Annotated in this window: 24 protein-coding genes and 2 pseudogenes; 11 read left to right on the top strand and 15 right to left on the bottom strand. The window is 62.6% G+C overall.

Annotated features, from left to right (window positions below; genetic code table 11):
- From LB525_RS00085 to LB525_RS00100, 4 genes are all read left to right on the top strand, one after another.
- The gene (locus tag LB525_RS00085; RefSeq protein WP_224543511.1) at positions 1-1,524 is read left to right on the top strand and encodes an ABC transporter ATP-binding protein; all 1,524 of its coding nucleotides are present in this window, start codon (positions 1-3) and stop codon (positions 1,522-1,524) included.
- Entirely contained in the window at positions 1,521-2,621 is a 1,101-nt protein-coding gene (locus LB525_RS00090; protein ID WP_224542925.1) for an ABC transporter permease, read from the top strand. The genes LB525_RS00085 and LB525_RS00090 overlap by 4 nt, the downstream gene beginning before the upstream one ends.
- Positions 2,618-3,529 (top strand): ABC transporter permease, encoded by a 912-nt coding sequence (locus LB525_RS00095; protein WP_224542926.1) that lies wholly within the window; start codon positions 2,618-2,620, stop codon positions 3,527-3,529. Before LB525_RS00090 ends, LB525_RS00095 begins: the two co-directional genes overlap by 4 nt.
- A 405-nt stretch (positions 3,530-3,934) precedes the next feature.
- The gene (locus LB525_RS00100; RefSeq protein WP_224542927.1) at positions 3,935-6,235 is read left to right on the top strand and encodes an FdhF/YdeP family oxidoreductase; all 2,301 of its coding nucleotides are present in this window, start codon (positions 3,935-3,937) and stop codon (positions 6,233-6,235) included.
- A gap of 2 nt (positions 6,236-6,237) precedes the next feature.
- Here LB525_RS00100 and LB525_RS00105 read toward each other — a convergent pair.
- Positions 6,238-6,344, bottom strand: a pseudogene (locus tag LB525_RS00105) (cysteine hydrolase); the annotation flags it as partial.
- A 5-nt stretch (positions 6,345-6,349) separates the two neighbouring features.
- Between LB525_RS00105 and LB525_RS00110 the strand changes: the two are divergent.
- Positions 6,350-6,454, top strand: a complete 105-nt coding sequence (locus LB525_RS00110; RefSeq protein WP_224543513.1) for a DUF3309 family protein — start codon at positions 6,350-6,352, stop codon at positions 6,452-6,454.
- Between the two features lie 92 nt (positions 6,455-6,546).
- Here the strand turns inward: LB525_RS00110 and LB525_RS00115 are convergent, their stop codons facing one another.
- From LB525_RS00115 to LB525_RS00180, 14 genes and pseudogenes are all read right to left on the bottom strand, one after another.
- Complete coding sequence (locus LB525_RS00115) at positions 6,547-7,491, bottom strand: cytochrome c oxidase assembly protein (RefSeq protein WP_224542928.1); 945 nt, start codon at positions 7,489-7,491, stop codon at positions 6,547-6,549.
- On the bottom strand, positions 7,491-8,087 hold the full coding sequence (locus LB525_RS00120) for a heme-copper oxidase subunit III (RefSeq protein ID WP_095768617.1): 597 nt from the start codon (positions 8,085-8,087) through the stop codon (positions 7,491-7,493). Before LB525_RS00120 ends, LB525_RS00115 begins: the two co-directional genes overlap by 1 nt.
- Complete coding sequence (gene ctaD / locus LB525_RS00125; protein ID WP_224542929.1) at positions 8,088-10,001, bottom strand: cytochrome c oxidase subunit I; 1,914 nt, start codon at positions 9,999-10,001, stop codon at positions 8,088-8,090.
- Positions 9,998-11,083, bottom strand: a complete 1,086-nt coding sequence (coxB, locus tag LB525_RS00130; RefSeq protein WP_224542930.1) for a cytochrome c oxidase subunit II — start codon at positions 11,081-11,083, stop codon at positions 9,998-10,000. The genes ctaD and coxB overlap by 4 nt, the downstream gene beginning before the upstream one ends.
- A gap of 135 nt (positions 11,084-11,218) precedes the next feature.
- Positions 11,219-12,382: a c-type cytochrome gene (locus tag LB525_RS00135; RefSeq protein ID WP_224542931.1), complete on the bottom strand. Its 1,164-nt coding sequence runs from the start codon at positions 12,380-12,382 to the stop codon at positions 11,219-11,221.
- Positions 12,379-12,831 (bottom strand): c-type cytochrome, encoded by a 453-nt coding sequence (locus tag LB525_RS00140; protein ID WP_224542932.1) that lies wholly within the window; start codon positions 12,829-12,831, stop codon positions 12,379-12,381. Before LB525_RS00140 ends, LB525_RS00135 begins: the two co-directional genes overlap by 4 nt.
- Positions 12,832-13,090: 259 nt before the next feature.
- Positions 13,091-13,336 (bottom strand): hypothetical protein, encoded by a 246-nt coding sequence (locus LB525_RS00145; RefSeq protein WP_224523015.1) that lies wholly within the window; start codon positions 13,334-13,336, stop codon positions 13,091-13,093.
- A gap of 192 nt (positions 13,337-13,528) precedes the next feature.
- On the bottom strand, positions 13,529-13,891 hold the full coding sequence (locus tag LB525_RS00150; protein WP_224542933.1) for a hypothetical protein: 363 nt from the start codon (positions 13,889-13,891) through the stop codon (positions 13,529-13,531).
- 2 nt (positions 13,892-13,893) lie between these two features.
- On the bottom strand, positions 13,894-14,256 hold the full coding sequence (locus LB525_RS00155) for a hypothetical protein (RefSeq protein WP_224542934.1): 363 nt from the start codon (positions 14,254-14,256) through the stop codon (positions 13,894-13,896).
- Entirely contained in the window at positions 14,253-15,473 is a 1,221-nt protein-coding gene (locus LB525_RS00160; RefSeq protein ID WP_224542935.1) for an NRAMP family divalent metal transporter, read from the bottom strand. Before LB525_RS00160 ends, LB525_RS00155 begins: the two co-directional genes overlap by 4 nt.
- Complete coding sequence (locus LB525_RS00165; protein WP_141245390.1) at positions 15,470-15,901, bottom strand: hypothetical protein; 432 nt, start codon at positions 15,899-15,901, stop codon at positions 15,470-15,472. The genes LB525_RS00160 and LB525_RS00165 overlap by 4 nt, the downstream gene beginning before the upstream one ends.
- A 371-nt stretch (positions 15,902-16,272) precedes the next feature.
- Positions 16,273-16,620: pseudogene (locus tag LB525_RS00170) on the bottom strand (electron transfer flavoprotein subunit beta/FixA family protein); the annotation flags it as partial.
- Positions 16,621-16,657: 37 nt separating this feature from the next.
- Positions 16,658-17,875 (bottom strand): NAD(P)/FAD-dependent oxidoreductase, encoded by a 1,218-nt coding sequence (locus LB525_RS00175; protein ID WP_224542936.1) that lies wholly within the window; start codon positions 17,873-17,875, stop codon positions 16,658-16,660.
- A gap of 7 nt (positions 17,876-17,882) precedes the next feature.
- A complete protein-coding gene (locus LB525_RS00180) occupies positions 17,883-18,647 on the bottom strand; it encodes an HpcH/HpaI aldolase family protein (protein ID WP_224542937.1) in 765 nt (254 codons plus the stop codon).
- Between the two features lie 109 nt (positions 18,648-18,756).
- Between LB525_RS00180 and LB525_RS00185 the strand changes: the two genes are divergently transcribed.
- The 6 genes from LB525_RS00185 to LB525_RS00210 all read left to right on the top strand — a co-directional run bounded on the left by LB525_RS00185 (position 18,757) and on the right by LB525_RS00210 (position 23,475).
- Entirely contained in the window at positions 18,757-19,647 is an 891-nt protein-coding gene (locus LB525_RS00185) for a 2-hydroxy-3-oxopropionate reductase (protein ID WP_224542938.1), read from the top strand.
- Positions 19,648-19,650: 3 nt separating this feature from the next.
- A complete protein-coding gene (locus tag LB525_RS00190) occupies positions 19,651-20,463 on the top strand; it encodes a shikimate dehydrogenase family protein (RefSeq protein WP_224542939.1) in 813 nt (270 codons plus the stop codon).
- Positions 20,456-21,262, top strand: coding sequence for an SDR family NAD(P)-dependent oxidoreductase (locus LB525_RS00195; protein ID WP_224542940.1), 807 nt, complete (start codon positions 20,456-20,458; stop codon positions 21,260-21,262). The genes LB525_RS00190 and LB525_RS00195 overlap by 8 nt, the downstream gene beginning before the upstream one ends.
- 9 nt (positions 21,263-21,271) lie before the next feature.
- Entirely contained in the window at positions 21,272-21,619 is a 348-nt protein-coding gene (locus LB525_RS00200; RefSeq protein ID WP_224542941.1) for a RidA family protein, read from the top strand.
- Positions 21,620-21,695: 76 nt separating this feature from the next.
- Positions 21,696-22,484, top strand: coding sequence for a FadR/GntR family transcriptional regulator (locus tag LB525_RS00205; RefSeq protein ID WP_224542942.1), 789 nt, complete (start codon positions 21,696-21,698; stop codon positions 22,482-22,484).
- Positions 22,485-22,764: 280 nt separating this feature from the next.
- The gene (locus LB525_RS00210; RefSeq protein WP_224542943.1) at positions 22,765-23,475 is read left to right on the top strand and encodes an SDR family oxidoreductase; all 711 of its coding nucleotides are present in this window, start codon (positions 22,765-22,767) and stop codon (positions 23,473-23,475) included.
- Positions 23,476-23,480 lie beyond the last annotated feature (5 nt).

A 23,480-nucleotide genomic window follows, 5' to 3' on the forward strand; every position in this document is an offset into this window, starting at 1 on the left:
GTGACCATCCCGCTCCTGTCGCTGCGCGGCATCTCCAAGAGCTACGGCCAGATCCATGCCAATCGAGACATCGATCTGGATGTGGCTCCGCGCTCGATCCATGCGATCCTCGGGGAAAATGGAGCGGGCAAGTCGACGCTGATGAAGCTGATCTACGGCGTCGAGCAGCCGGACGCCGGAATGGCGACCTGGAAAGGAGACCCCCTGGCCCTCGCTTCCCCCGCGGATGCGAGGCGCAAGGGGATCGGCATGGTCTTCCAGCATTTCTCCTTGTTCGAAACACTGACGGTGATGGAGAACATCCGCCTGGTCGTGCCCAAGGGCAAATCGGAAATCGCGGAACACATCCGTGCGCTCGGCCGCGACTTCGGACTCGAGGTCGATCCGCTTGCCCATGTGCACGCGCTGTCGGTGGGAGAACGGCAGCGGGTGGAGATCATTCGCTGCCTGATGACCGAACCCCAGCTTCTGATCCTCGACGAACCGACCTCTGTCCTGCCGCCGCAATCGGTGGACAAGCTGTTCGAGACTTTGCGGCGGCTGCGCGACGGCGGCGTTTCGATCCTGTTCATCTCGCACAAGCTGGAGGAGATCCGGGCGGTCTGCGACCGAGCGACCATCCTGCGCGGCGGGCGCGTCACCGGCCACGTGGACCCGCGCGACCATGACGCGCACGACCTCGCCCGCATGATGATCGGCCGCGACATGCCGCAGCCCATGCCGGCGTTGGCGCATTCCGGCGGCGAAAAGCGCCTGGAAATCGTGGGCCTGGACCATCAGCCCGATGATCCCTTCGCCGTGCCGCTTTGCGACGTCAATCTGACGGTGCGTGCCGGTGAGATCCTCGGCATAGCGGGCATATCGGGCAACGGGCAGAGCGAACTCGCGGCGCTGATCTCTGGCGAAACGGTGCTGCCGCGCCAAAAGTCCGATTGCATCTACATGATGGGAAAGGATGTCGGCGCGCTCGATACGGCCGCCCGCCGCCGGCTGGGCTTCGCTTTCGTTCCGGAGGAACGGCTCGGCCGCGGCGCGGTGCCGGAAATGTCGCTCGTCCTCAACAGCCTTCTGACCGCCCATCCGTTCGGCCTGCTGAAACGCGGCCTTGTCGACACAGCCCGGGCGAAGGCTTTCACCGAGAACTGCATCCGGCAATACGACGTGCGCACGCCCGGTTCCGAAGCGGAGGCCGGCGCGCTTTCGGGGGGCAATCTGCAAAAGTTCATCGTCGGCCGCGAGATCATGCTGTCCCCGAAATTGCTGTTCGTGGCGCAACCCACCTGGGGCGTGGACATCGGCGCGGCCTCCGCCATCCGCCGGCGCCTTGTCGCCCTGCGCAATGAAGGCATGGGCATCCTCGTCATCTCGGAGGAGCTGGAGGAACTGTTCGAACTCTGCGATTCGATCCAGGTGATCCATCAGGGCCGGCTGAGCCCGCCGCTGGTGACGCGCGATACCAGACCCGAGGAGATCGGCCGCTACATGATCGGCGCGCAATCGATGGCCAGGAAGGTCCCGGCATGAGCGCTCTCTCCGGTCCGTTCCTTCCCCTTCTGGTTCGCCGGGAGCATGCCTCGCTTCCCGTCAAATTGATCGCCCCGCCCGTCGCGCTCGCCCTGGCGACGCTGCTTAATCTCGGCCTCTACCTCCTGATGGGCCGCGATCCGGTCGCTATTTTCCACGCGATGCTTCTGGAGCCTTTCCTGTCCTGGGCCTCGTTCTCGGAAGTTCTGCTGAAGACGGGGCCGCTCCTGCTGGTCGCGCAGGGGCTTGCGATCGGCTTTCGCGCGAAGGTCTTCAACATCGGCGCCGAGGGTCAGTTCATCCTCGGCGCGATCTTCGCATCCGCCATTCCCGTCTGGTTCCCGCAGGCAACGGGCCAGTGGATCTGGCCATCGATGCTGGTCATCGGCGCGCTGGGCGGCGCGCTGTGGGCGTCGCTAACGGCCTTCTGGCGCGTGAAGCTCAACGCAAACGAGATTCTCGTGTCGCTCATGCTGGCGCTCGTTGCCGCGCAATTGCTCAATTATCTGCTTCTCGGCCCCTGGAAGGATCCGAATGGCTTCAACTTCCCGCAATCGGTGATGTTCCAGTACGACGCGATGGTGCCGATCCTGATCCCCGGCACCCGCGTCAACGTCTCGCTGCTTGTCGCCTGCGCCTTCTCCCTCGGCGCCTGGGTGTTCATGCAGAGGAGTTTCGCGGGGTACAAGCTGCAGGTCGGCGGCCTCGCGCCGCGCGCCGCCGGATACGCTGGCTTCAACGAAGGACGCGCGATCTGGCTTTCGCTCCTCGTCGGTGGCTTCGCGGCAGGCCTCGCCGGAGCGGCCGAGGTCGCCGGGCCGCTCGGACAGTTGCAGCGCTCCATCTCGACCGGCTACGGCTATGCCGCCATCATCGTCGCCTATCTCGGAGGCCTTCACCCCGTCGGTATCGTCTTTTCCGCGTTGCTCATGGCGGCCCTCTATATCGGTGGCGATAACGCCATGGTCTCGGCAAATCTGCCGGTCGCTGCGGTCAGGGTCTTCCAGGGCAGCCTGCTGCTTGCCTATCTTGTCGCCATCGCCTTCGTCCGCTATCGGCTCGAATGGCGCCATGCCGCCCACGCAAGCACGCCATGAACGCCGTGGAGTTCATCATCGCCGGGATGTTGGCGGCGGCTACGCCGTTCCTTCTGGCGGCGCTCGGCGAACTGGTGGCAGAGCGCGCCGGGGTCCTCAATCTCGGTGTGGAGGGCCTGATGGCCCTCGGCGCAGTCATAGCCTTCATCATCGTCTATCAAGGCGGCGGGCATCTCCTGGGTTTCCTCGCCGCTGGTCTCGCCAGCGCCGCTCTTTCCCTTGTCTTTGCGGTCGTAGCGCTGGGATTCCGGGCGAACCAGGTTGCGACGGGCCTCGCCATAGGCATCCTCGGCCAGGGCCTGTCGGCGCTGTTCGGCAAGAGTTTTGAGAGCCTCACGGTCAAAGGGCTTCCGAAGCTCTCATTGCCCTGGCTTTCAGATATCCCGGTCATCGGCGGCCTGTTCAGCCAAGACATTGTCGTGTGGCTTTCGCTCGTTGCGACCGCCGGCATTTGGGCGGTGTTCGCCTACACCAAGACCGGCCTCGTCATCCGCGCCGTCGGCGAGAATCCCAAGGCGGCCCGTGCGCTCGGCTATCCGGTAATCGCCGTGCGCTTCGCCGCGGTCGCTTTCGGCGGCGCGTTGGCGGGTTTTGCCGGTGCCTACGCGGCCGTGGTCTACACTCCGCTCTGGGCCGATGGCATGATCGCCGGGCGCGGCTGGATAGCGATCGCGCTCGTCGTCTTCGGCACTTGGCTTGCCAGCCGTATCTTCCTTGGTGCTTGCCTCTTCGGCGCCGTGTCCCTCGCAAGCCTCGCGGCCCAGACAACTGGGCTCGACGTTTCCTCGCAACTTCTATCGAGCCTACCTTATCTCGTGACAATCGTCGTGCTGGGCATCATTTCTTCGAACCGGCGTCTGCTCAAGCTCAACGGCGTGGCTTCGCTGGGAGAGCCTTTCGAACCATAGTGTCGCTCGCCCGGGCGCTATAACCCGACATCTGAGCTCAGGTCGTACCATACCCCTGGCGCATGAAGGGTTGACGAGTTTGAGAATGCCGAGCAGCTCGCCGCATAGCTCGGCATGGACCTCGCCGCGCTTGTCGCCGGGCGTGAGCACGATCTCTCCTGATGATAGACGGGCACCACCTCAATCGTCCGCTAGGTTCAAGGCTGTCCGGCATCGCCCTTCGGGAGTCTTGGTGGAGATCGGCAGCGCCTCTGTGGATACAATTGAGCCATCCGACACGACCGTGCGCTACCGTTAGCGAGCCCGAGCACTGGCGGCCTACGATGAGTCACTGGCGAGGCAAGCTGGAACAACTGAGGCCCGCTTCGGTTTTCCCTTTGCTTTCCTCTTTTTTGGACGACTCACATGGAACCTGCTGTCACCGATCGCGTCGAGATCAAGAAATACAATCATCCGACCGGCGGATGGGGCTCGCTCAAGTCTTTGATCCGCAACGCGCGGGACCAGGGGCTGCTGCTGTCCGACATATGGAGCACGTTGCTGAAGCAGAACAAGGCGGACGGCTACATGTGCGTCTCCTGCTCATGGGCGAAGCCGGCCGAGCCGCGGCCTTTCGAGTTCTGCGAGAACGGCGCCAAGGCAACGATGTGGGAGCAGACCAGCAGGCGCTGCGAGCCGTCCTTCTTTGCCACCCATAGCGTGACCGAACTCCTGGATTGGCCGGATCACGATCTTGAGAAACAGGGACGCCTGACGGAGCCGATGCGCTATAACCGCGCCACCGACAAATACGAGCCTGTGGCGTGGCCGGACGCGTTCGGCGATATGGGCGCTCAGCTCAGGCGCCTCGACCCGAAGTCCGTGGTCTTCTACACGTCCGGACGCGCCTCGCTCGAGGCCTCGTTCATGTATCAGCTCTTCGCCCGCATCTACGGCTCTTCGAACCTGCCCGATTCCTCGAACATGTGTCACGAGTCGACGTCGGTCGGCCTACCGGAATCGATCGGCTCTCCTGTCGGCACGGTGCAATTGGAGGACTTCGCCAAATCCGACATGATGTTCTTCTTCGGCCACAATACCGGTGTCACCGCGCCGCGCCTGTTACACCCCATCGAGGACGCTCGCCAGCGCGGTGTCCCGGTGATCACCTTCAACCCTCTGCGGGAGCGGGGCTTGGTGAGATTCAAGAATCCGCAGAACCCGGTCGAGATGCTGTCGCCAGGGCCAGGAACGAAAATGTCGAGCGATTTCTTCCAGATCCGGGCGGGCGGGGATATTGCGGCCATGACTGGTATCGCCAAGGCTGTACTGGCGCTCGATGACGCAGCCCGAGAGCGAGGCGGAAAACGCGTCCTCGATACCGCTTTCATCGAGGAGCATACATACGGCTTTGCCGACTTCGAAGCCTATCTGCGCGCGACCGGTTGGGAAGACATCGTTCGACGTTCCGGCATCTCGCGGGCTGATCTCGAACATGTCGCTGAAATATACAGTTCGGCCAATGCGGTCATCGGCAATTACGGCATGGGGCTCACTCAGCATCGCCACGGCACCGAGAATGTGCAGATGCTGTGCAACCTGCTGCTCATGCGCGGCAATATCGGCAAGCCCGGAGCCGGCATATCGCCGTTGCGCGGACACTCCAACGTGCAGGGACAGCGAACGGTCGGCATTTCCGAAAAGCCGGAGCTCGTCCCGCTCGACAAATTTCGCGACTTCTACGGCTTCGAGCCGCCGCGGGATAAGGGGCTCGATACCGTCGAGACGTGCGAGGGCGTGATCGACGGGCGGGTTCGCGGTTTCGTCGGACTCGGCGGTAATTTCGTGCGGGCCGTTCCAGAAACCGGACTGGTCGAGAAGGCCTGGCGGAACCTCGACCTGCACGTCGAGATCGCGACCAAGCTCAACCGCAGCCATTTGATCGCCGGGAAAGTCACGTATCTGCTGCCATGCCTATCTCGGCTGGAGAAGGACATTCAGGCCAGCGGGCCGCAATGGGTCTCGATGGAGGATTCGACCGCCTGCATTCACGGTTCCTTCGGGTCGCGGCCAAAACCGAGCGAGCATCTCATGTCCGAGCCGAGCATTGTGGCGGAACTCGCCAAGGCGACCGTCGCCGGCATGAGTTCGATTCCCTGGGACGACTGGGTCGCTGACTATTCCCGCATCCGCGACGAGATCGAGCGCTGCTTCCCGGCACATTTCAAGGATTTCAACAAACGCTTCCTCACGCCGGGTGGATTCCATCGCGACATCAAGGCGTCGAAGCGCGTCTGGCAAACGCCGAACAAAAAGGCGAATTTCAAGCTGCCCACCATGCTGGAAACCGACCCCGACATCGATGTGTCGGGCGAGGACGTACTGACGCTGATCACAGTACGGTCGAACGACCAGTTCAACACGACCGTGTATGGTTATCGCGATCGGTTACGCGGCATCATCGGAACGCGAATGGTCCTGCTGATGAACGAGGAAGACATCCGACGGATGGGGCTCAGCGCCGGGCAGGAAGTCGCTCTCGAGGCGCATGCCGATGATGGCGTCGAGCGGCGGGTGGGAGGCCTGCGGGTCACGCCTTACTCCATACCAAGCGGCAACTGCGCTGGCTATTATCCCGAACTCAATCCTTTGATTCCGCTGTGGCACAGGGCTCATAAAGCGCACGTCCCGGCGGCGAAGTCGGTGCCGGTGAGGATCGTCGCATAGCTTCAGGTCCAGGCCGAGAGAAACGTCTCCATGTCGACGGTCTCGACTTGTTGCGCGAAGCGCTGGAGGTAGACGGTCATCAGGCGTCGTGCGTGGCGTCGGAAGAACTGCGCGATCCCGGCTTGGCCGTATTCCTCAGGTTGGAGCTACGGGCCTTCAAGCCTCTTCGGCGTCATACTTATCATCTTGATAGTCCTGGCTCTCATGGGCAGGATTTGAGGACCGGATAATCCAGTCGCACCGATCGGCATCTCTACCGGAGACGAGACCGAGGACGAGGCCCTGCTGCCTTCAACGCTTCTGGATGACAATTAATTTCGCATGGAACTCGCAGTGCCGGCGACCTTCTTCGTGGCGGACGATCCGCTTCCGATCCAAAAAGCTGCCAGGATCAATGCGGCCGCCAAGTAGAAGGCGGAGGCCCCCACCCACATGATCAAGCCACCAAGTTGCTGGTCTTCGAGAACGGTCAGATCCCATTGTGACGCCACTGAGTTCCTCGGAACGAACAGCTCATTTTTTGACAGGGCCAGAATCGCGCCGAGCAGCCCGCAATGCATCGAGGTGAAGAACAGATAGAACACCGACGCGCCGTAGCCTCTTCGGCGCGCCCGGCCATTGAGTAAGGCCCACCAGAAGAGCAGCGCGCTTGCCAGAAAGCTGAAGTGCTGCAGCCAGTGCACCGGCTCGCTTGCGAGTGCAGCATCGAAGAGAACCGGCATGTGCCATGACCAGATGGCAAGGCCGTGCAGGATCGTTGCGGAGGCCGGTTCGGTCAGGCCTCGCCATGTTATTCGCACGACCGGCCATCGCGCCGCGCGCGCCAGACGTCGTCGTATGACGGGCGGGAACGCCCACAACATGGCGCCGAGCGGTCGCGACAGGGCAAGCGCAGGAGCAGCGACCACCATCAGGACCTCATGTTCGAGCATATGCGCCGTAAAGAGCCGCTCGCCCAATTCATGCAGCGGCGACATCAGAGCCGCCGCAAGCGCTGACCAGCCTGTCGCGAAGCAGCCCAGTTGCCACCACGCGACGCCGTGCCCCGCTCCCGCCCGCCGCCACAGCCGCGCAATGCCACCGCTGTAGATAAGCAGCGCGACGCCAAGCGGAACAACGGTCAAGCCGGTGATGGACCAGCCGCCGGTTCCTTGGCCTGCACCATGTGCGAATGCGGCGGGCGCCGGCATGGTGCACAGCGCCGAAACACATGCTGCGAGCAAAGATGCCTCGCCGACGGAGCGGGCGATCCGCATCACAATCTCGGCAGCCAATAGAGCACGGCATAGAGGGGCAGCCATGAGAGCACGACGAAATACCAGTAGAAAGCATTGTCTTCGGCATCGCTGAAGCGTTTGCCCGTTCCATGCCGCGTAAACATCAGCACGGCCAGGACCAACGTGTCGGCGACGTCAGTGAGCACGTGCACGCCATGCAGGCCGAGAAGGAGCCAGACAAAGGAGCCATACGCATTGTCGCTCCAGCGTACCGGCAAGGCCGAGAATTCCATGATGCGCAGCCCGATAAGCACCAGCCCAATCGCGCTCATGATTAGCAGCAGCAGACGGACCGAGCGCAAGCTCTCCCGCATCGCTGCTCGCTTGATCAGGAAATTCGGCAGTGCGCTGACGACAAGGACGAGCGTGAAGAGCGCCGACCAGAGCAGGCTCAAAGGCACCGCGTCCTTCGCCCAGTCCTTGTTGGTAACGGCCAGGTAGAGATAGCCTCCGATGCCGAGGGCGAAGCCAGTTCCCTCCAGCAGGCAGAACGAGAAGGTCCCCCACCAGGGGGTGACACGCGAACCGAAGGCATAGGTCGGCAAACCCGAGACATCGATGACGCTGCGGGCCATCTAGACATTCTCCTCGATGGTTTTCGGCCAGAACCAGGCGACCAGCACGATGGCGACGACGGGCGAACCCCAAGTAACCGCCCAGGGCGTGTAGATCGAGCCGATGAACGCGACGGCTGTGGCAAACGCCGCCAGAAAGGGCCAGATCGAGGGCGCCGGCGATTCCTCGCGAATGTCAGGCCGGGCCTCCGTGACGCTCGTCACGAGCAGTTCGCGCTCATCAACCTTGAGGCCGCCGACCACCGCCTTGTCGTCGCCCTGATCCCATAGCGGCGAGCCGCTTGTGACGCAGGGAATGCGATCGAAGTTCTGCGGCTGGGGCGGCGAGCTGGTCGCCCACTCCAACGTGTCGGCGCCCCAAGGATTGTCGCCGGCAAGGGCGCCCGAGCGGGCGCTGGCAATCATGTTGTAGAGCATGAGTAGAAAGCTTGCGAAGAACAGCAGCGCGCCGGCGCTGGCGAGCAGGTTGAGTCCGCCCCAGCCCATCTCCGCAGGGTAAGTGTAGACCCTGCGCGGCATGCCATGCAGGCCGAGCAGGTGCATCGGAAAAAACGTGACGTTGAAACCAGTGAAGGCGAGGGCGAACTGCCATCTGCCAAGCCGCTCATCCATGAGCCGGCCCGTCACTTTCGGGAACCAGTAGTAGACGGCCGCGACAAGCGGAAAGACGGTGCCGCCTATAAGCACGTAATGGAAATGAGCGACGACGAAATAGGTGTCGTGCACCTGCGTATCGATTGGCACCGACGCCAGCATCACGCCGGAGAGCCCGCCGGCGACAAAGATGAAGAAGAAACCGAGCACGAAGATCAACGGCGTCTTGAGCACCGGCTTGCCGTCCCACAGCGTCGCGATCCAGCAGAATATCTGGACCCCGTTTGGAATGGCTATAGCCATGCTGGAGGCGGTGAAGAATGCGGCGCCGATTTCAGGCAGGCCCGTCACGAACATGTGGTGAACCCACAAGCCAAAGGACAAAAAGCCGATCGCGATCAGCGACAGCACCATCGGCAAATAGCCGAAGACCGGCCGCCGGGAGAATGTCGCCACGATCGCCGACACGAAAGCGGTTCCAGGCAGGAAGATGATGTAGACTTCGGGGTGACCAAAGAACCAGAAAAGGTGCTGCCAAAGCAGCGGATCGCCGCCCGCGTCCGGATTGAAAAACTGCGTGCCGACCAGCCGCTCCATGATCAGCATAGACGAGGCGAGCATGATCGCCGGCATGGCGAAGATGATGATGAAGGAATGGACGAGCATCGTCCATACGAAGAGTGGAATGCGGTCGAGCGTCATGCCCGGCGCGCGCTGCTTCAGGACTGTGACGACGATCTCCACCGAGACTGCGAGCGCTGCGACTTCGGTAAAAGTGATCATCTGCGCCCAATAGTCCGGCCCCTTGCCTGGAGTGAAATTCAGATTTGCGAGGGGCACATAGGAGAACCACCCGACATCAGGGCGGATACTCAACGCGAAGCCGCCCCACAACATCAGGCCGCCGAACAGATAGACATAGTAGGAGAAGGCATTGAGACGCGGAAAGGCGATGTTGCGGGTGCCGACCATGAGCGGCACCAGATAGACGGCGAACGCCTCGCCGACCGGCACCCCGAACAGGAACATCATCGTTGTGCCATGCATGGTGAAAAGCTGGTTGTAGAGCTCGGCGTCGACGAAGTGGCTGTCCGGCCGTGCGAGCTGCAGCCGCATGATGATCGCCATGATGCCGCCGGCCAACAGGAAGACGAAGGCAGTGACGGCATAGCGGATGCCGATGATCTTGTGATCGACTGTCGAAAGAATGCCTATCAGACCACGCGCCGTGCCCCAGGTCTTGCTCAGCCTTGCGCGCAGCTCCTCGTCACCCAGATCGGTGTCACGGGTTTCGTGACGTTCTTCGACCGCCTGGCTCATCGCGAATGCTCCGAAAGGGCGGGGGATGGAGACGATGCAGCGGAAGCAAAGACATTTTGTTGCTTCGTAAGATGAGCCATCGGCCTTGCCGGCGCGGCCTGCTTTGCGCGCCAGCGTTCGAATTCGCTCGGCTCCAGCGCCACCACGAAGATCGCCATATGCGCATGCTGCTGGCCGCAGAATTCGGCACATTGGCCGCGGTACACGCCGGGCTTATCCGCTTGGATACGGAGCTCATTGCTTTTGCCTGGAATGAGATCGAGCTTGCCGGCGAGGCTCGGTATCCAGAACGAGTGGATCACGTCACCCGTGCTGAGCTTGACGTCGACCGCGCTGCCTACCGGAATGCGAATCTCGTTCGCCGTTTCGAAACCATTGTTTCCCTCATAGCGGACCTGCCACCACCATTGGTGCCCTATGACGGATATTGTTATGGCCGCCCCGGCCCCGTCTCCGTAAACCGCCCTTTGTCCGTCGAAGCTGAGCACGGCCAAGCCGGAGAGAATGATGACGGTCGATGTCAGCATCGCAGCAAAGGCGACACCCATCGGCCGTTTGACGGCTGGACGCGCTTGCGCCGGTTCGCCGCGACTGTCTCGCCGGCGTGTCAGCGCGAAGAACAACCCGGCCATGGTGACCAGCCAGACAAGTCCGAGCACGGCCATGAATATCCAGAACAGAACAGCCAGAGCATCAGCCTGCTCGCCGTGTGGATCGAGGGCCGACTGCACACCCGTGCAGCCAGAGGCGAGAGCGGATCCGCTTGCGACAGCCGCGAGGCCGGCCAACGCCCGCCAATTGGGGGCTCCTCTTAGAAACAGAGGAAACAGAGCATCCGGAACTCGCCGGTCCCGTTCCGTGTTGTGGGCTTCGTAGAGTGCCGAAGGGGCCGAACCTTGAGTCTGAAACGCGATACCAGGATTTTTCGCGAACACGGGTTCTACGTTGCGACACTCCTCGCCTTCTGCCTGATCGGCGGCGTTCTTCTGTTCTGCGGCATCTACGCGCCATAGCTGCGACAGGAGGCCGGGACAGGCTGCAGTCCCGAAATTCCATGTCTCGTGGCGCCGCCGGAAGTGCATTCAGCCTGGTTCACCCGCAAAGGATGCTTCAGCCGGCTGTCTGCTCAGGCCGTCTGTGCGGAGTTGGAACTGGCAGGATGGGATAAAGTTCCTTGAACCGATTTCGAGGCGCCTTGTACAGCAGGCGCATTGTGCTCACCGAGGACCTTCAGCACGTCTGGAAAAATAGGCCGATACGGCTTGTATATCGTCGTCCGTGAGGCGTTGGGCCGCGGTAGCCATGATATGCCAGAACGGCGTGCCGCCTCGGTCCTCGGACCGGAACAGCTTCAGCTGCCGCTCCAGGTAAGCAGCACGCTGACCGTTAAGGCGTGGATAAACCGGATTTTTGTCGGAGCCGAGATGGCAGCCGGAACAGGCAGGCACGTTCCGCTCCGGAATTCCGGCCTCAGCGATTTGCTGTCCCTTGTTGATCACCTCCGCCGAAACTTGATCGCGGTCCGCTGATACCGGCGGCTGCGCCGCGAAATACCGGGCAAGCGCAGCCAGATCGGCGGGGTCGACGCCAGTCACCGGCAGAGCCATGAAGCCGCTCGTGCGATCGCCTTTGGCATAGGCCTGAAGGCTGGCGAGCAGGTAAGCTTCTTTCTGCCCGGCCAGCACGGGCACGGCGTCACCCCTGCCCTCGCCGTCGCCTGCGTGGCAGCGCATGCAGTCGGAGAGAACATCCGGGGTGGCGGGTTGCCGATCGCTGCTGGTAGCATCGCTGCCATTGAAGGCAAGCGCTCGAAATTCATTCGGATTGAGCTTTGGAAGTTCCCGCAGGAAAGCAACCATTGCCCAGACCTCGTCATCGCGGTCGCGGGCCGGCCAGGCGGGCATGCCGGTGAACCGTATTCCATGCTTGACGATCCGAAAAAGCTGGGCGTCGGTCCAATCTCCGACCGTGAGTGCAAGATCCGGCGGTTGCGGAAGCATCCGCAGCACCGCCGGCGAGCGGAGCTCGCCGGGTGCGCCGTGGCAGATCGCGCAGCCTCGCGCGAAATGTCCGGCTGCCGCCGGGAGCCCCCGCCGGTCGAGCGTTTTCGGCGCGTCCACGGCCAATGCATAGGTGCGTACAGCCGAGCGCATGGCGAGTTGAAGGAACCAGGCCGTCACCTTCCAATGGCCGCTGCTGGCGCCGACGTTGAAAAAGCCGATCCATGCCCCAAGCAATAGGACGACAGGCAAACCGATGGCGCCGAATACGACATGCTTCACGCGGATCATCATCGGCTGGTTCGCCACGCGAACGGCGTCTTCTTCGGCAGTAGCATTGGACGACGCTGTCCCGAATTCGGTACGAGAACCAGGCGTCATTGCAAGGCTTTCAAATATCGCGCGATCGTCTGGATTTCGGTTTGCGGCAGCATGTTGAACGCCGGCATTTTCACGCCTGGCTTGAACAGATCAGGGCGAGCGACAAAACGTGCAATGGCTTCCTCGGTGTTAGGCAGGACCCCGGCGCCAATCGCTGATCGCGATCCGACATAGGAAAGGTCCGGGCCAATCGTCCCGCGGGCCTCGGTGCCTCTTATGGTATGGCATGCACCACAACCGTTGCTCAGGAACAGCGACAGCCCGCTGCCCGTCGGGTCTTGGGATGCGGTTAGGTTCGAGAATTGCGGCGCAGCCGGAATCACGGGCTCGATCGGAGGTTTGACGACCTTCGCTTGTTGATGCCCGAGTTCCTCGGCTGCGACCCAGTTGCTGGCATAGGCAAGAAACCAAAATGCGAAGCCTACCAGAAGGCCGGCGTTTGCTGACATGACAACCGCTCCCGCGCTTTAACTTTGCAGGATGGGCGAGGTTCCATTCCCGCGGGCGCCGGGGCTGCGGTCTTTTGGTGGTCAACCGCTAGCGAAGGCGGTGATTCAGGCTGGAGACCTTTTCCAGTCGAACACGTCGAAGCCGATCACAGTTATTCGTCGAGAATCCGGGCAAGTTGCGCAAAAGACTGCTGCCACAGATTATCGAGAAGGCACCGATTGCGGCCGGGAGGCCCTGGGGTTGCCGCGGAAGGCGGTCCTACTTGGAATCTCGATTCTTGTTATGGGCACTTTCTTGATTTTTGCCGCGAAGGATATTGCGATCGTCTGGATCGACCAGGTCAGGCGTATCGCCCCTGAGGCTCGACCCCTTCCGCCGTGCCTCGCGCTCCGCCGCCGACCGCTTCAGCTCCGCTTTGGCCTCGAATTCCTTGGGCGCGTTCTTCGTATTCTCACGCTTCTCGATGACACGTATCTGCTGATCGTGGGTGGTGCGTCCAGTCATTGCTCGCTCCTGTCTTTTTGACGGTAACGGCAGTTGGACTCGATCGTTCCGGATACGAGGAGTTTCCTTGGGCATAAATGCAATATGGCAAGAGTAGCGGCCTTGGCGTCGGCAAGTCCGGGCTCATCTGGACAGACGGCGCGCCCGCGGATCGGTGCAAAGCGTCTCGGACGACATCGGGAGACCGCTGCCTCAACTGTCGCGCTGATGGAGGGGAGCGGGACTTGTGCGAGAATTGCCAATATCTTCTAATCCCGAAAGCTCGTTATCGGAGCAGAGCAGCCGCGGGTGCGCCGGATCGGTAATGTCGAGCTTGTCCCAAGGTATGCGATAGAGGCCCGACCTGCGACGCAGCCTGAAGAAATCGAGCAATGCGGTGCCGACGGTCGACGCGGACAGTCGTTCGAACGCCGCGAAGATGCCGATATGGAATTCGGTGACGACGAGATCGTCACCATCCTGCTCGGCGATGATCTCCTCGATGTAGCCGATGCTCTTGCCGCTTTCTGAGCACACGCGCCGGCCGGCCAGATGCTCGAGGTTCACATTCGTCATCGTCAGGCTCCCGGGATCCGGCCGACGACGTGATCGCGCAACCAGTGCTGCCAGGCAAAGATCTTCGTCCTGCGAACGTCGATATCGAATTCGATGTCGACGCCGATGTCGCGCACCTTGTTCCATGCGATCCGATGCGGCCTGGCCTGGCGCTTGCCGCCAAGCTTTGCCGCGAGGCGCGCCGTCCACCGCCCTGGCTGCGCGCCAAGCCGGCGCGCCAATGCGATCGAGCCAAGTTCGACGGCAACGAGCCTGGGCGGCTTGCCTTGCCTCAGCTCGGCAACCAAACCGTCAACCTTGCCGATCTTGACCTGCTCGCGATCGACGACCTGCTTGTCCAATATATCGCGCAGCAGCTGCATCATGTGCCTCCGAATATCTGCAGCGGAATGGTCACCACCGCCAGCACGAAGCCGAGCGCGATGACGAAGATCACGGCCGCGTTCGAAATGACACCGTTGCGATGCTTGCCGACATAGCGGTCGTCGTTCAGCAGGAAAAGGAATGGAACGACCGTCAGCGGCAGGCTGGCCGCGGTCAGCGCCATCGAGAAGATGGTGAGTTTCAACGGGTCTAGACCGAGCGCTATCGGGACGGCGGCGAGGAAGAGCGTCAATGTGTAGACGAGGCTGAATCCGGGATCGTCGCGCGGCTTCAGATTCTCGCCCCAGGTCCAACCGAATCCCTGCGCGACGAGATAGGCCTGCTGCAGCGCCACTTCGAGAGCGGCTCCGAAACAGGCAATGCCTAGCGAAGCAACGAAAAGGACGAAGCCCCAGAAGCCGAAGATCGGGATCAGCATCAGCGGAAGCTGGTTATAGTCATCCACCTGGTTCACGCCATGAGCGCCCAGCACGAGCGCGGCCACGATGAGCACGCCCACGGAGATCGTGCCACCGAAGCTCATGCCGAGGCCGGCAATCGCTCGATTGGTGCCGAGGTAACTCTTGTCCCATTGGTCCTCGATCGCGCCCGACGAATAGAACATGAAAAGGTAAGGCGAGATCGATGCGCCGAGAATGCTGACGGCCATGAACCAGTAGGTCGCCGTGTCGTGCTGCGGCAGGCTGGGCACGGCCCCGACCGCCACCTCTTTCCATTCAGGGCGCAGCATCAAGGCCGCGACGACGAAACAGAGGGTGACGAGGCCAAGCATCGACACCCCTTTCTCGATGAGGCCGAACGTGCCCTTCCACAGCAGCAGCCACGCCAGGAAAGCGACCGGCAAGGCCCACCACTGGAAGCTGATCCCCGTGGCAAGCTCGGCAGCGACGGCAACACCGCCTATCTCGGCGGAAAGCACCAGGAAGTTGACCAGCAAGACTGCAAGCAGCGGCCAGATGAACGCATTGAAGCCGAACCTCTCGCGGATGCCGTCAGCGATGGTGTGATGGCTGACCGCGGCGAAGCGGCCGGCCATCTCGACCAGGAAGATGATGCAGATGGTACCGAGCACCACCGCCCAGATGAGCTGGTAGCCGAACAATGCACCGGCCTGCGCCGCCGTCGCCATCGAGCCGACCTCCAGGAAGCCGCCGACGCTGGTCACGACACCGAGTGAAATTTCAAGCAGCTTCTTCATTGCTGCTGCGCAAAATACTGGCGATAGGCCGCGGCGAGATCCGCTTGCGCGGCGCGAAGATCCTGCCGCGCCTGTCTGGCCTGGATCTGCTGTTCAGCCTTAACGGCGCGCTCGGCCGCGGCTGCTGCGATCGTCACCCGGCCGACCGCCGACTTCAGCGCGTCCCGCCTTGCGATATCGGATGAGGGGGCCGATTGAACTTGCCGGTCGGCGTCACCAAGCGTGCCGGCAAAGGATTGCAGGGCCGCAGATGCATAGTGCGGCGGTGCGGCGCCCGAAAGCCAGGCATCGATCACCAATACCGCCGCCTCCGCCGTCGAGGCGGCAAGCTTCGATTGCTGTTCGACGGTTTCAGATGAGGAGCAGGAGGCCAGCGCCAGTGCAAGCACCGGCAGTAAAAGCAGACTCCGCCAGGCAATGCTGCTCAATTGCTTCCTCTCGCTGCTTCTTCAAACATGAAGATAAGGCAGCATCGATCGGAAGGTTCCACTCACTTGGACGGCAGAGTCCGTTGGCGCAGTTCCGGCAACTTCGTCTACGAATGAGTTGCTCAACTTCGCTTCGAAAAGCTGCAGTCATCGACCTGCCAGCTCGAGCGCTGGCGAAGACCTTTTCTCATGCAGCGAGACGGCTTGAGGACACGATGGGGTGGCTCGACTTTGACAGTGCGACGCAACAGAAGAATGCATGATCGATCGAACGATTTCTAAGCCTGAAGGTCGACCCAGAGTACCCTCTGACCTGACGCGACACACCGATGGAACATCTCGACGCAGATCGGCTCCGCGCTGTCATTGAAGCCATTTTTCGAGCTGTTCGACGCTCTTTGGAGCCAATTGGCGACGCCCAGCGGCTCGGTCTGCTTGTCGGTCTTGACCAGGATGGCACGGTCGGCAATGGCGAGCGCGGTGCGCAGCGTCTCCTGCGCCTGCTGCGGGCCGATCGACACGACGATGATTTCTTCCGCCTTGCCGGCTTCCTTGATGCGGATCGCTTCCTCGACCGCGATCTCGTCGAACGGGTTCATCGCCATCTTGACGTTGGCAAGCTCGACGCCCAGTCCGTCGGCCTTCACCCGGACCTTGACGTTGGCGTCCACAACCCGCTTCACGGGCACAAGGATCTTCGTTTCCGTTTTCCCTAAAATCAAATTGGGAGCGCTGGTCGGCTCAGTTTGACACGGCTCAAATCACCGCTTCTTCGAGAAACGGTTCATTGCGCGGTATGCGCTCGTAGCTGAACGGCGACAGGTCGAGCGTCTGAAAAGCCCCGTGGACAATCAGCTCCGAGACCGCCCGGCCGACGGCAGGCGACTGCTGCAGGCCATGGCCGGAGAAACCGTTGGCGAACATGAAGTTGGTCACCTCCGGGTGGAAGCCGACGATACCGTTGTGGTCGAGCATGTTGTATTCGTAATGGCCGGTCCAACTGGTCTGCACCTTCAATGCGTCGAAAGCTGGAATGCGGTGCCAGAGCGCCGGCCAGATGTAGTCGTCGAACTCTTCAAAATGCATCTCGAAGTCGTCATAGTCGGCCGGCCCGTCGCCCTGCGGCGTGTTGCCGGTGAGGAAGAGCTCGCCTTCGGGGCGTACGAATGTGCCGGAAAGATCGATGACATTGGGCATCCGCCCGGGGATGGGATTGGCACTGGCGAAAACAAAACTGTAGCGCTTGTAGGGCGCGACCGGGATGGAAAGGCCGGCCATGGCGGCGACCTGCTGTGCGCGTGGACCGGCGGCGTTGACTAGGGTTCCGCAGGCGACCGTCTCGCCGGTCGCAAGTCGCGCCGCGACGACCCGACCGTCAAGGACGTCCAGCGCCGTCACGGCGTTGTCGATATATTCGACGCCGCTCGCTCGCGCCGCGCGGCGGAACCCATTAAGCAAGCCCATGGAGTCGAACCAGCCCTCTTCGCGCGAACCCCACGAACCGCCGCCGAGGTCGTCGACATTCAGCCACGGAAAACGTTCCTTCAACGCGCCGGGTTCGAGGAAGACGGTGTGGGCGCCGAGGCTGCGCTGCAGCTCAACCCGCTCACGCGCCGCGTCCACACCTTCGGGCGAGCAGCAGTAGAGATATCCATGTTCCTTGAAGCCGAGATCAGGCGCGGGCTCATTGGTGTAGAACGGCGCCATCCGCTCCTGAAAACCGCGGATGATCTCGATGCCGAACTGGCTGATCTTCACATTGATCGGGTTGGAATACTGCTGGCGGATTGCGCTGGTGGAGAGCGCCGTCGAGGAGAACTCGTAGCTTGAGTCGCGTTCGACCACGAGGATCGACGCGCCGCTGCCCAGCGCCTGGCTCAGCCAGTAAGCGGTCGACGAACCGATCACCGCGCCACCGACGATGACGATGTCGTAGGCGTTCCGGGAAGGCGCCTTGTAAGGAGGAATTGCCATGGCTTTCCTACTGCCTGAACGAAGCGATCAGGGCATCCGAGCCCCGCGCCAGCAAACCGAGATCCGAGCCCACCGCAATCATGGTGAAGCCGTCGGCGACATAGCGGTCGGCGTCGGCCTTGACCTGCGCCAGGATGCCGCTGGCCTTGCCAGCGGCGGCCGCGGCCTTGCGCACCGAAGCGATCGCCTCCTGCACATGTGCAGCGCCTGGATTGCCCATCGCGCCCATGTTCGTTGAAAGGTCGCCTGGCCCCACGAAGAGAACATCGACGCCCTCGACCGCTGCGATCTCGGCCGCATTGGCGACGCCAGTTTCGTCCTCGATCTGCACGGCCAGCAGCTGCTGCTCGCGTGCCTTGGCGTGATAGCCGGCGATGCGGCCAAACGCGTTGGCGCGGTGACCGACCGAGAAGCCACGGAAGCCGCCAGGCGCGTAGGTCATCGCGGCGACGATTGTACGCGCCTGTTCCGCCGTGCGCACGTTCGGGATCATCAAGCTACGGGCCCCGACATCCAAAGCCTGCTTCATGAGGTTGGCATCATCGGACGGCAGGCGCACCACTGCCTCACAAGGAAACGCTGCCGCGACCTGCAGCTGCGCCATGATGCTGCGCAGATCGTTCGGGCTGTGTTCGCCGTCGATCAGCAGCCAGCCCGTCCCGGAGCCGGCGACGACCTCGGTGGTCAGCGCCGAAGCCAGCGAACACCAGATGCCGATATGAGCCCGGCCGGCCTGAACGGCCGCCTTCAGGGAATTGATGCGCTCCTGCATTTTGCGATCGGTCTCCAATGAGAAGAAGGTGCATTGAAATTTGTATGATGTCCTATATCATATGGCAAGCTTGGCCTGCAAGATGGCTCTGGCCGCAACGGAGTTGCAAATGAAGATTGGCTTTATCGGACTGGGCGTCATGGGGGCGCCGATGGCAAGGCATCTCGCCGACGCGGGGCATGAGGTCGTCACGGTGCTCAACCGCTCGCCTCTGCCTGCAGATCTGCGAGCATCGGTCGTCGCCTCCGCCGCTGAGGTGGCGCGGACCGCGGAGATCGTCATCACGATGCTGCCCGACACGCCTGACGTGGAGCGCGTCCTGTTTGGCCAGAACGGCGTGCTTGAAGGGATATCCGCCGGCAAGCTGGTGATCGACATGAGCTCGATCAGCCCGATCGCCACCGCCCAATTTGCGGCGAAAATCACGGAAGCGGGGGTCGGCTATCTCGACGCGCCGGTCTCCGGCGGCGAGGTCGGCGCCAAGGCGGCGAGCCTCACCATCATGGTCGGCGGACCGGCCGCCGAGTTCGAGCGCGCGCTGCCGATCTTTGAGAAGCTCGGCAACAACATCACGCTGATCAGCGAAAAGAACGGCGCCGGCCAGACCTGCAAGATCGCCAACCAGATCATCGTCGCGCTCAACATCGAGGCGGTTGCCGAAGCGCTGGTCTTTGCCGGCAAGGCCGGCTGCGATCCGGCGAAAGTGCGCAGTGCCCTGATGGGCGGCTTCGCCTCATCGCGCGTGCTTGAAGTGCATGGCGAGCGCATGATCGCCCGCGCCTTCGCGCCGGGTTTCCGCATCCGGCTGCACCAGAAGGATCTCGGTCTTGCGCTGGAAAGTGCTCGCGCGCTTGGCGTTGCATTGCCGGGCACGGCAACGGCGCAGCAGCTGATGAATGCCTGCTCAGCGCGAACCGCCGGCGCGGACGCCGACCATTCGTCACTCGTGCGGGCGCTCGAAATCCTGAGTGATCACGAACTTTCAAACGGAAAGGAATAACCGATGCGCGGAACCGGCAAGGCCGACATCTTCGTCATGCTGGCCCATCCCGTGGGCCATGCGAAGAGCCCCGGCATATTCAACGAGATCTTCGAGCAGAAGGGGCTCGACAGCCTGATGGTGCCGCTGAGCTGCCGTCCGGAAGATTTCGACACTTTCTGGGCCGGCATCACGGCGGCTGAGAACATCAGGGGTGTGATCATCTCCGTGCCCTATAAGGTCCCGGTCTACCACAAATGCGCGGCCGCTCACGACCGCGCCGCGCGCGTGCAGAGCGCCAACTCGGTGCGCCGGCAGGCGGACGGCAGCTGGTATGCCGACAATTTCGACGGCGTCGGCTTCATCGATGGCTTGAAGGCAGGCGGACACCAGATCGCCGGCAAGCGCATCCTCCAGGTCGGCGCCGGCGGCGCGGGGTCGTCGCTGACCTATTGCCTTGCTGAAGAAGGCGCGGCCGAGATCCGTCTCACCGATGTCGACAACGACCGCGCCCAAAAGCTCGCTTTGCTGGTCAACAAGTCCTTTCCCGATTGCCGCATCGAGGTCGCAGATCCCGACCCATCCGGCATGGACATGGCGATCAACGCGACGCCGTCCGGCCTGAAAGCCGGCGACCCGCTGCCGATGGATGTTAGCAAGCTGACCCCGAACATGACGGTGGTCGACATCATCATGGAGCCGGCCGAGACCGCCCTGCTCAAGGCGGCGAAGGCGATCGGCTGCCGCATCCAACCCGGACGCCCGATGATGGATTTCCAGGTCGAGGCCATGGCCGCGTTCTTCGACATCGAGCGGAAGGACCGCCACCATGGCTGACGCGCTGACCGCCGTCGTAATCGGCGGTACGTCCGGCATCGGCCGCGCCATCGCGGAGCGCTTCGCCGAGGACGGCTTTCGGGTGGTGGTCGCCGGCCGCGATGCCATCCGGGGCAAGGAAGTGGCCGGCGCCAGCAAGAGCGCCGGCGCGCCGCGTGCGCTCTTCGTGCAGACCGACGTCGCTGCCCCCTCCTCGGTCGAGGCTCTGGCGACGGAAGTCGTGAGCGCGTTCGGCACGCCGCACATCCTGGTCAACTGCGCCGGCATCCTGCAGAGCGGCAAGCATGTGCTCGACCAGGATCTCGCCGAAGACGAAAAGATGTGGCGCATCAACTATCGCGGCACCCTGCTCGGCTGCCAGGTGTTCGGCCGGCTGATGTCGGCGGCCGGGCGCGGGGCGATCCTCAATGTCGGCTCGCTTGCCTCTTTCGCGCCGCTGTCGCTGCCGGCCTATACGCCGGGAAAACATGCGGTGCTGGCCCTCACCCAAGTGTTGGCCGCCGAGCTCGGTCCGCACGGAGTACGCGTCAATGCCGTGGCTCCGGGTTACACGCTGTCGGACGGGCTGAAAGCAAAGATCGCCAAGGGCGAGCGCAACCCCGAAGCCATCCAGGCGACCACGGCTCTGCGCCGCTTCGTCGAGCCGCGCGACGTTGCCGAGGCCGCGCTGTTCCTGTGCTCCGACCGCGCTGCCTCGATAACCGGCGTGACCCTGCCCGTCGATGCCGGCTGGCTCGTCCAGGCGCCCTACGCGCAGTATCTGCAAGGCAATCCCATCCGGCTGACGCCGGCTACCTGAGAGAGAACCGTGACCGACATCCAGCGCTTCGACTTCGACACCCGCGTTCATCACGGCGTCATCCACAACGGCACGCTTTACCTGACCGGCCAAGTCGCGCGGCCTGGCCAGTCGGCGGCCGATCAGATGCGCGAGGTGCTCGGCAAGATCGATGCCTTGCTCGCCACGGCCGGCACCGACAAGACCCGCATCCTTCACGTGCAAATGTGGCTGGACGACGTGCGCGATTTCGACGAGGTCAACACGGTCTGGGATGCCTGGATGCCGAAGGAGCACGCGCCGGCCCGCTCCTCCGGCGAGGGCCGCATGGCCAAGCCCGGCATGCTGGTCGAGCTGATCGTCACCGCGGCGGTTTGAATGGTCCTGCCGGTTCGGGCATCATCCCGAATCTGAACTTGAACGGCCCTGATCTGATTTGAACGGAAGGACCTCAATGACGAAACGCAAGCCGCTTTCCACCCTGGTGGCGGAGAGCTTGGCCGAAAAGATCCGCTCCGGTCAATTGCAGCCCGGCGCGCAACTGCCGACCGAGGCGGAGCTTTGCGCCGAATACGACGTCAGCCGCACCGTCGTGCGCGAAGCAGTGGCGCGGCTGCGCTCCGAGGGTATGGTGGTTCCGCAGCAGGGGCGCGGCATGTTCGTCAGCGAGACGCCGACCCCGCGCAGTTTCTCGATCCCGGACGAGGCACTCAGGACCCTGCCGGAAACCATCGCCTTACTTGAACTCAGACTGAGCGTCGAGGTGGAATCCGCCGGGCTCTGCGCGGAACGCCGCACCGACAAGGAAGCAAGCGGCATCCGCGCCATAATGGATGACATCGACGCGCAGCAGGCCGACCCCGCCGCGGTCCAGATCCATTACGATTATGACTTCCACCTCGCGATCGCCAAGGCGGCGCGCAACGAATTCATCCACGGCTTCCTTGCCTATCTCGGGCCGATGATCGTGCCGAGATTCCAGCTCGGTTATGTCGTCGAGCCTGCCCTCAAGGACAGCTACTACGCGCGTATCCACAGCGAGCACAAAGCCATCGTCGATGCCATCGAAAGGCAGGACGGAAGCAAAGCCCGACAGGCGATGCGCAAGCATCTGCAGAACAGTTTGGGACGTGTGCGCGCGCTTGCCAAAGCCTCGGGCGTCGAGGCAACCGAGGCCGAGCAGAAGGCCGCGGCGGCCTCGCTTTTCACCAAGCTGAAAAAGCCTTTGCCGACCGCTGGGTAGGTTCGCCGACTTCGACGTCGTTCGCCTCTGTCGCCCGCGCGGGCGGCCGGTTGTTTACGAAAGCCATGTTTTTTCTCAGCTGGCGATCGGAAATCCGCCTTCGCGGGTTGAGGACATTGTTTTCCTTGGGATAGCAGCATTTGTCGCCGCATAGGCACGCCGAAATATTCCAGCCGCCGAAAGGCATTCGAAATTTTATCTTTCCTTTTTGCTGCTTTTCTTGGTTTCGCGGCATCGGCCCAGGCCGCAAACTGAAGTCCAAGCAATCGGGGAAGCCCAGGTGACGACAGCCTTCATAACAGGAGCGACGAGCGGCATAGGGCGGGCGATGGCAATTGCGCTGAGCGACGCCGGCTACGACGTCTATGCGGTCGGCCGCAGCCAGGCCGCGCTCAAGGAGCTACAGGCCGAGCGTCCGGGCATCGTGCCGATCGCCGCCGACGTTACCGACCGCGAGGCGCTGGAATCGGTGCTGGCCGATCTCACCGTCGACGTCTTGATCAACAATGCCGGCATCATGCCGCCGCTCGGCAATTTCGCCGATATGAACATCGCCGACATCGACACCACGCTCGAGGTGAACCTTAGCGCCGCGATCCTGCTCACCCGCCTCGTCGTGCCGCAGATGCGCGAGCGGCAGTCGGGCCACATCTTGTTCACCGGTTCCGTCGCCGGCCACACGGCATTCTCCAACATCGCCGTCTACGCGGCCACCAAGGCGGCGATCTCCGGCTTTGCCGGGGCGCTGCGCGCCGACCTCTCTGCGTCCGGCATACGCGTCACCGAGATCGTTGCCGGCCGTGTCGAGACGCAGCTCTATGAAGACATCCTCGACGCCAAGGCACGCGAGGCCATGTACGCCAGCAAAGTGGTGCAGCCGGATGACGTGGCCAAGATGGTGACCGCGGTTCTCGCGCTCCCCGCATGGGCCGACGTTACCCGTTTTGACATCATGCCGACCTGGCCAACCTCGCCGAGCGGCACCAAGTAAGGGAA

Origin of the sequence: Mesorhizobium sp. CA16 (assembly GCF_020165175.1) — a bacterium.
Taxonomy (GTDB): Bacteria; Pseudomonadota; Alphaproteobacteria; order Rhizobiales; family Rhizobiaceae; genus Mesorhizobium.